At 32.0% G+C, this 8,476-nt stretch carries 10 protein-coding genes; 2 read left to right on the top strand and 8 right to left on the bottom strand.

Translation table 11 applies throughout. The annotated features are described in order from the left end of the window. Positions 1–135: 135 nt before the first annotated feature. Positions 136–651 (bottom strand): BofC C-terminal domain-containing protein, encoded by a 516-nt coding sequence (locus CN601_RS25035; protein WP_179865690.1) that lies wholly within the window; start codon positions 649–651, stop codon positions 136–138. 309 nt (positions 652–960) lie between these two features. Continuing rightward, positions 961–1,968, bottom strand: a complete 1,008-nt coding sequence (locus CN601_RS25030) for a DNA/RNA non-specific endonuclease (protein ID WP_373605007.1) — start codon at positions 1,966–1,968, stop codon at positions 961–963. A 647-nt stretch (positions 1,969–2,615) separates the two neighbouring features. Between CN601_RS25030 and CN601_RS25025 the strand changes: the two genes are divergently transcribed. Continuing rightward, on the top strand, positions 2,616–3,632 hold the full coding sequence (locus CN601_RS25025) for an aldo/keto reductase (RefSeq protein ID WP_098121387.1): 1,017 nt from the start codon (positions 2,616–2,618) through the stop codon (positions 3,630–3,632). A gap of 52 nt (positions 3,633–3,684) precedes the next feature. Next, a complete protein-coding gene (locus tag CN601_RS25020) occupies positions 3,685–4,101 on the top strand; it encodes an SRPBCC family protein (protein ID WP_098121386.1) in 417 nt (138 codons plus the stop codon). Positions 4,102–4,313: 212 nt separating this feature from the next. Here CN601_RS25020 and CN601_RS27150 read toward each other — a convergent pair whose 3' ends face one another. The 6 genes from CN601_RS27150 to CN601_RS27145 all read right to left on the bottom strand — a co-directional run. Next, positions 4,314–4,985, bottom strand: a complete 672-nt coding sequence (locus CN601_RS27150; RefSeq protein ID WP_179865688.1) for a DUF7674 family protein — start codon at positions 4,983–4,985, stop codon at positions 4,314–4,316. Positions 4,986–5,214: 229 nt separating this feature from the next. Then, on the bottom strand, positions 5,215–5,889 hold the full coding sequence (locus tag CN601_RS25010; RefSeq protein ID WP_098172711.1) for a DUF3885 domain-containing protein: 675 nt from the start codon (positions 5,887–5,889) through the stop codon (positions 5,215–5,217). Positions 5,890–6,067: 178 nt separating this feature from the next. Next, complete coding sequence (locus CN601_RS25005; protein WP_098172710.1) at positions 6,068–6,514, bottom strand: GNAT family N-acetyltransferase; 447 nt, start codon at positions 6,512–6,514, stop codon at positions 6,068–6,070. Between the two features lie 22 nt (positions 6,515–6,536). Next, positions 6,537–7,109, bottom strand: coding sequence for a TetR/AcrR family transcriptional regulator (locus CN601_RS25000; protein ID WP_098172709.1), 573 nt, complete (start codon positions 7,107–7,109; stop codon positions 6,537–6,539). Positions 7,110–7,274: 165 nt separating this feature from the next. Next, positions 7,275–8,036, bottom strand: a complete 762-nt coding sequence (locus tag CN601_RS24995; protein ID WP_098121382.1) for a YhcN/YlaJ family sporulation lipoprotein — start codon at positions 8,034–8,036, stop codon at positions 7,275–7,277. 209 nt (positions 8,037–8,245) lie between these two features. After that, on the bottom strand, positions 8,246–8,476 hold a 231-nt coding region (locus CN601_RS27145), incomplete at its 5' end, for a hypothetical protein (protein ID WP_179865687.1).

Genomic DNA, 8,476 nt, shown 5'->3' with positions numbered 1-8,476 from the left:
TGTAGTGGAAATCAACATCAGACAGCTTCCTTTACATTGATAAATATTGCTCCTCTGTTGACAAGTCCTTTTTCCAACAGCATAAAAAACCCACAAGAAAAAACTCTTGTGGATTTCTTTATGACTTACCAAATTTTAATTTATAATTCTTTCATACTCTTTTAAGTAATGTAATAGATAATCGTAATGATTTTTAGTCGAAATTTTTATTCCTTCTTCAAGTTCTTTTTGTTTATTTACTTCTAATTTATTCGTATCAATTTGAAAAAAAGATTCAATAATATTATTCCCACTTGGCGTTCCAATATATAAGTTTAACATCCCACTTGAATTGATTCCTAAATAACCTTTCGACTTCAACGTAGGAGAAAGATCATTTATTTTTTTCATCAACACAATTTGATCATCATTTTCTTCTATAACTTTCCAACCTTTAAATTCTTTTTTTACTTGTCCAAGTGTTTTATGTTGATTAATATAGATTTCTTCAATCACTTCACCGTTTATATACACCTTATGTAAAATGATTGTAATTCCCTTATTAGTCGTACTTTGGCGATGAATATTATGATGTGCTGCCAATGTTTCAGTTTGTGCCGGAATTAGTAGTAGTGCTATTAAACAAACAAACATTAAAATAAACTTTTTCACAAACATCCACTCCCCTAGACAAAATCATAAAGCTTTTTTAGTTTGACCATTCATTTTTACTTTATCCAAGTGTTTTATATTTTTTTCTTTCTAAAGGCTCAGTTAAATTTAAATGTTGATTTCTGTACTAAAAAAAGGCTGCCTAATGAGACAACCTTTGGGTAAACTTTTTTAACTAAAGCATTCGTTCGTTACATAAGAAACACTATATTTCTAAAATAACAATGATGCTGTTTTAATAAATTGATAAGTTCAAAACACTGAAAACAAATTATCAAGGGAATAAAAATAGAATTAGTATAACGCCATTTATTCGCCTACTAAACCATCACCATCACGGTCATCCATATATTTATAGAGCCATGAATCGCGCGTAATTGGCATTTTAAAGCCAGCTGCTTTGGCTTCAGCGATCGTAACTCTTCCATTACGATTTGTATCCACTTTACTAATATCTTCATTACTATTTTTCGTTTTGTTAGCAGGAACATTGTTTGTTTTCGGTGGGGTACTGTTGGTACCTGTCGTTTTCCCTAAATTTTTGTTCACTTTATCTGGGTTTACATTGTCAAATTCATCTGTAATGGATCTGCCCTGAATTTTGTAAGTGAATTTATAATGTTTAGGAATTTGCGTCTTATTATTTGGATATTGAATTACTGCTACGAAATCAGTACAACCTCCTGCATCCCGAATCACTTTTTCCATATAAGCTTGATCGCCATGCCTATTCAGATTGCTGTCCTGAGGTGTAATGTTATATGCGTTTGATACTCCCCCAAGCGAGTCAGCAATCACATGCCCTTTATCCAAGATCGGACTCTCTGTACCAGGAACATTCGCTTCATCAGAATAATATCTACCTGATGATAAAACATGATCAGTATTCGAATTTTGAAGTGTTATCTTTTTCGCCTCAACACGAATTAACTGACCGTACTCATTTGTATACGCCCAATATTCCCTTTTTCCATATCCGACATCTACTTTGACATTCGGCTGTCTATATCCTGACATATCCCCGCCATTTACTACAATTAGGGTATATTTGCTATAATCAAATCCGTTTGTTGTACTTGTTACCTTTGAAGTGCTAGAAGCAGGAACACTTTTTTTCGGTTCACTTTCACTCTTTGGTTTTTCTGTGTCATCGGCAGATGTACTCTTATTGGCTTCAACAGTCTTAGAAGCCGTGCTCGTTATAGATTGCACTTTTTTTGCCGAAGTCTGTTCAGTGATTTTTCCGCAACCTGTAAATACAGATACTAAAATCACAGTAAATAAAATCAAAATTAATCTTTTGTTCACACTTCGCACACCTTTCTCATGTTTCTACTCTAAAAATCACATTTTAACGATAACACATTTTGGCCTTTTGTTGGAAAATACCTATTATTGTTATTGAATCCTTATGCTACTATCCCGCCAGTTAGCTGCATAAAAAAACGGTCCCAATTGAGATTGGATATAAAGGTCAATTAGTAGCCCTTCCGATGGATTTCTCAGAATTGAAAGCTGTCACTCAAATGGTTTGGCATAAAGATAAGTGGATTTCCCCTGCACTTGATTCATTTCTAGCTACTGTATGTGAGTCGTTCTCTCACAAGGTTTAAGCTGAGATTAAAAACTAAAACAGTTAAAAATTAAAAAAGTAAACAGAAATAACTTAATAAGACGAATCCATATTTATAGGTTCGTCTCTATCAAATTATATTTTACCTCTCTATTTTTACATTTATATATGTTTGGTTCTTATGTTACCTATAGGTTCCTATGGTACCAGAAGGTTTCTATCGTACTTAAAAGTACGTTCTTTTTTTTATTTTTACTTTATTTAATAATAGCAATTGTAGAGAAGAGGTTACTTATAAACATCAAATTATAAGCGTGGCTCTTTTCTTTAAAAAAATTAATTACTTATCTTCATGTTATTCATGAAGACCTGTATATATAGGAGGATTTTTATGAAAGAGAAAAACTTGTTTCAAGGAAAATTAGGTTTTGGTACTGCTCCATTAGGAAATATGTTCCGTAACATCCCAGAAGAAGAAGCAATCGCAACGGTTGATGCTGCATGGAATAGTGGCATACGTTACTTTGACTCTGCTCCATTCTATGGTGCTGGTCTTGCTGAAATCCGTTTAGGAGAAGCATTATCAAAATACAATCGTGATGAATTTGTACTAAGTACGAAAGTTGGTCGTTTAATTCTTGATGAACTAGAAGATCCTACTGCACGTGACTTAGGAGAAAAAGGCGGTCTATTTGAATTCGGACGTAAGAATAAGCTTGTAAACGATTATAGTGCTGACGCAACATTACGATCAATCGAAGATAGTTTAAATCGTTTGAAAACTGATCGTTTAGACATTGTCTATGTTCATGATATTGCACAAGACTTTTATGGTGACGAGTGGTTAGCGCAGTTTGAAATTGCTCGTACTGGAGCATTCCGCGTCCTTTCTCAATTACGAGAAGAAGGTGTTATTAAAGCTTGGGGACTTGGCGTAAATAAAGTAGAACCTATCGAAATTGCATTAGAATTAGGTGAACACAAACCTGATGTTAGTTTATTGGCTGGACGTTACACACTTCTTGATCATGATCGTGCACTTCATCGATTAATGCCAGAAGCTGCTAAACAAAATGTTGATATTATCGTTGGTGGTCCTTACAGCTCAGGTATTTTAGCTGGTGGAACTCACTTCGAATATCAAAAAGCATCACCTGAAATTATCGCAAAGGTTGAGAAAATTAAAGGCATTGCACAACGACATGGTATTAGTATAAAAGCTGCAGCCCTTCAATTTTCACTAGCAAATCCAGCAGTTGCATCAGTAATCCCAGGTGCAAGTAAACCAGAACGTATCGCTGAAGACAAAGCTGCATTAAATGAAGTAATTCCAGCTGCATTTTGGCATGAAATGCGCGAACATAAATTAGTTGCTGAAAATGCACCACTACCAATTGATGTTAAATAACGCAAGAATTAACACTTAAATATCTTAAATAACTACAATAGGAGTGAATACAATGGCAAATACAAAAGTTACAATGGAAATCCCTGCTTCAGCAACACAAGTATGGAATTTAATTGGCGGATTTAATACATTACCAGATTGGTTACCATATATCCCAACTAGTGAACTAAGTGAAGGTGGTCGTGTTCGTAGTTTAGCGAACCCAGATGGCGATGTAATTATTGAACGCCTAGAAGCATTCAATGAAAAAGAGCGTTTATATACCTACTCGATTATGAAAGCACCATTCCCAGCGACTAACTATCTATCAACTATTCAAGTTCTTGAACATCCAGATAAAAATAAATCAATTGTTGAGTGGTCAGGTAGTTTTACACCTGTGAGTGTAAGTGATGAAGAGGTCATCGATTTATTCCATGGTATATATAAAGATGGATTGGAAGCATTGAATAAAGCTTTTAATGCATAAGTATAAAAGTTAGTTCAAATATTTTTAAAAAAACAAAGGGAAGCTCTTTTCCCTTTGTTTTTTTATTAAATTATTTACTTATGCAATAAACGCATGCATTAGCCAACCATGAACCCTCAGATTCACCACAGTGAATGGAAGTCTATGGTACTTTCATAGTAGTTGAATAAGAAGCCTAGCTTAAATATATTTTATAAATAAACACAGTTCTCTTAATTTTTTTTAATCGTATACTGAATTTTTATATCATTTATCCGTTTTTTCACAATATCGTTTTGCGCATTTCTCGCACATTTGACCTGTAATGTCTTTCCGTTTAACCATGTGACATCAAAAAGATGATCTGACGCAAAGCAAACTATTGAAGAGTCTGATAATTCTTTGTCCTCATCTAAAATATATAATTCATACTTAAACGTATCGCCATTATTTCGATTGAAAATATGAGCAATTTTTTTCTGATTTGGTGAAACAAACTTTACAGGTGCGTCACCAACATATGGTCGCTTTCTACTCCAAAAGTCATCAAGATTATTCCACCATTTTAATGATTCAGGAAGTAAGAATTTTTTTATTCCATCGTGATTCCCTGCGTACTGTTGTATATCTTCAAGTAATCCAATGGTAGCAGCTTCTTTAACAACTTCATCTCCATTGATGTGCAATTGCTCAACCAACTCAAATATAGCTGGGAAATCATCGTATTGTCCTTTTTTATGTAATTCAGCTACATGTCGTGCAAAATCAGAGATATCTAAATACAATAATTGTTCTTCATTTTGTTCATAATTATCTTTTAGATATGCCTCCCATCTTTTTTTATATGACGGACATGCTCCTACTAATAACTTCATTACATCCTGTTTTTTAATTTCATTACTCACTTAGAACACCTGCTTTAAATTATTCTTAATGATCTATATTTCATTCATTTTTGTGTATTTATTCTTATTTATCATTAAGACAAAAAGTATTAATCAATCAATAGGCTCATGAAAATTTACTTCCTTATTCCACTAAATTGCCATTTTGTTGAATAAAAAAATAAGCTGCCAAAGCAACTCATTTTGTACAACGAAAGCAACGCGTTAGTTGCATAAGAAGCTTTAAGATTTACTTATTAAGTCCTAATCCATTCTCAATCCTATTTCTATCTACATCTTCAACCCAATCAAAATACTTTTTATAAAGCAACCGCAATCTTTCTACATTACGTGCAACCACTTCAAAACCTCTATCGTCATATATGAAGAAAATAATATCTTTAGTGACATTAACAAAAAAAACATCTGGATAACCAATTGAATATCCACCAAACCTTGGGTTTAATGGTGGGAAATCTTCATTACATGCTGCCTTAAGTAATTGATGTACATTGAAATCTTTCCGTTTACATTTTAACGAAAATTGTTGCATTTCATATTCTTCAGCATCGTCCATCTCGAACGGATATGGAAATGATTTAACCTGAATTTTGTTTAAATCATTTTTATTCTTTAGAAAACGCTTATAGACATTCAATTTTTTGATTCGTTTTTCTTTAGTTTTGTGCTTATACAGATTAGTTACAAGAAATAAATCATCATCCTCTTCAAATAGCTCATTAAATATTGTAGAAGTTTGTTTATATACAAGTCTAAACCTATCAAAATTTAACTCATCATGTTTTTTAAACTGATATATATTTCCTCCAAGTGAAAAGTGGATACCAAAGTCCCATTGATAATAAACACTTGGAATTAATTCGACATTTGGAAACTTATCGCTGAGATAGTCTTTTAAATTCATATAATTTTACTCACTTTCAAAAAAGTTCAATATTTCATGTTAAATATTGTATCATTCCTTATTCCACTAATCTGTCAGTTAGCTAAATAAGAAAATCAACAATATATCTAACAGACCTAATAAAAAAAACCTAAAGATTCTTTAGGATAGTTTAAAAACATGAAAATTAAATAGCTACTCAAATTTCAAAAAGAGTGATAAAGAAATCTGGGGCCACTTCAATTTTTGATTTGAATTTAAAACCAAAATTTTTATATAAGTTAATTGCTGGATAATTCTCTGATCCGGTTGAAACGATTACTTTTTTCGTTTTGACTATATTATTTAAAAAATTACCTACTAATTTTTTAGCAATACCTTGCTTAAAGTAATTAGTATGCACGACCAATCTACATATTTGGTATTCATCCTCGTTTTCTGAATAAGCTAAGAATCCCATTAATTCATTCTGATCCATATAACCAATAAAGATCTCGTTTGAGTCTGTAATGCTCTGTGCATTATCTTTTAATTGAGGGATTCCTTCAAAATTAATTAACTTTGCCTCTACTTTATATGCCGGTAGTTGTACATTTAAAATTAAATTTGCTATCTTAATGTCTTTATTATTTAATTTAGTGATCAAAAAATTTCTCCCCCAATACGTTCTATTCCTGCCCTTTCAACAAACCATTTAAAATATAAAAATTAAATAGTTCAGTGATTTTTTTAGGAGTAAGTGCATCATGTTCTTTCTCCCAATCTATTTTTAATGTTGTATAAAGTCGAAACATTACCATAGCAGTTATTTCAGGATCACATTCAACGATTTCTTTCTTGGCGATTGCTTCTTCAATTTTCTTTTGTATGTATAATATAATTGAATTATTTAAGCGTTTTAAAGCGTCGTACACAGCAATTGTTCCAAATTCTTTTTGTTCTTGAAGTAATTTTATTGTTAATTCATGTTCATTGTGAAATGCAATGAAAACTTCAATCCCTTTATGAGCCTTTTCAATGAATGAATCTTCATCACGAATTGATTGTTCAGCTAAAAATTTCATTTCATTAATCAAGTTATTGATGATTTCATCAAACAATTCTTCTTTATTTTTGAAAAAAGTATAGATCGTTCCTTTTCCTACATTTGCTTGTTTTGCAATCTGACTCATTGTAGTTGCCTTATACCCAAATATAGTAAATGACTTTGTGGCAGCTTCTAAAATATTTTGCTTTTTCAAAAAAACTCACCTCAAATTCTATTTTAAACCAATGGCCAATACGGTTTTTTGGTCAATATAAAAATCACTTTATCATAATGTTTATTCTATATCAATCGAGTTGTTAAACAATTCAAAATAGAACTAAAAAGAAGAAGCAAAAGCTTCTTCCTTTTAGTTAGTAGATTAACGGTTAGGTTTTGTCGCATCTTTTACATCATTTTTTACATTACGATACATATGTTTAACATTTTCTTTTGTATCGTATAATACATTCTTTGTAGCATTCGGGACGTTATTTAAATTGTTTCTAATTGTCCCATCGAATGTTATATAAACTTTTTTACCACTTGTATATGGTGACAATGTGTCTTTGATTTTTGAGCGAGTTGCGCTCTCATCAACATTTTTATTTACTAAATCTACTGCGACAAGTACCTGGTCACCAACAGCAACCGTGTTTGCGTCGGCTACATTTGACATTCGTTCTACTCGTTTAGAAATCTGGTCTGCAAACTTTCGCTCACCAGTTGTCATATTAGCGTTTGTACTTATATTTGTATAAGGTACAACAGGAGCTGTATTTAAATCGTTATTATAACGCACTTGATCCATATTGTAGTTTCTATTCGTATAATTGACATTTCTTCCATAAGTTCCATTATGGATTAAGCCATCATTCGAATATTCACTACTTAAACCTTCATTTATACGATCATTTCCGTAGTGAACGTTTTTCTTATTGAAATAATCTTTGTTATTCGGATAGTTAACGTTTTCATAACGATAATTAACCGCATAAGGGTTAGTCGGTCTATTGAAATCAACTTTTTCATAACCAACGTTTCTTTTGTGGTCATTCATGGCATTATTGTTTGTTCCACAAGCAGCTAATGATAAAGCTGTTAACACGGTACCTGTAGCAACGATAAGACCCTTTTTATTCAATATAAAACCCTCCCTTTAATTACAGCTAATTGTAATACTAAAAATGTATTACAAAGTTAGGATGACCTTTTTAGGGAGTTTTTAAATTGTTAATTGATGGGATGAAACTCATAATAAGTAAAAAACTGCTTCATTGTATTTAGCTACTGAATGATTGGGAAAATAAAAAAAGACGATTAAAAATAAATCGTCTTTTCAAGGTAACTTTTTTAATTTTCATCTTCCTCAAAATATGGAACTCCGTATGATGACTGATTATGAGCATAAGGAGTAAATAATTGCGAATTTGGATCAAAATAAGGCTCAGATGAATCACGATACATAGGTGTATTTGGTCCAGTAGCATAAGGTGAAACAACTGGCCCATTACCTTGGAATTTTGGATAGTCCATAGCTGGCATTGTTGCTGGGAAGTTTTCATTTGGTCCCATATATGCTGG

Source organism: Bacillus sp. AFS017336 (assembly GCF_002555445.1).
Classification (GTDB): domain Bacteria; phylum Bacillota; class Bacilli; order Bacillales; family Bacillaceae_G; genus Gottfriedia.
The sequence above is the reverse complement of the archived record's forward strand: the minus strand, read 5'-3'. Positions and strand labels throughout refer to the sequence as shown.

Excerpts from the sequence above, each read along its gene's own strand:
- CN601_RS25010 (WP_098172711.1), bottom strand. The coding sequence starts at position 5,889 with ATGAATTTAAAAGACTATCTCAGCGATAAGTTTCCAAATGTCGAATTA.
- CN601_RS25025 (WP_098121387.1), top strand. The coding sequence starts at position 2,616 with ATGAAAGAGAAAAACTTGTTTCAAGGAAAATTAGGTTTTGGTACTGCT.
- CN601_RS25020 (WP_098121386.1), top strand. The coding sequence starts at position 3,685 with ATGGCAAATACAAAAGTTACAATGGAAATCCCTGCTTCAGCAACACAA.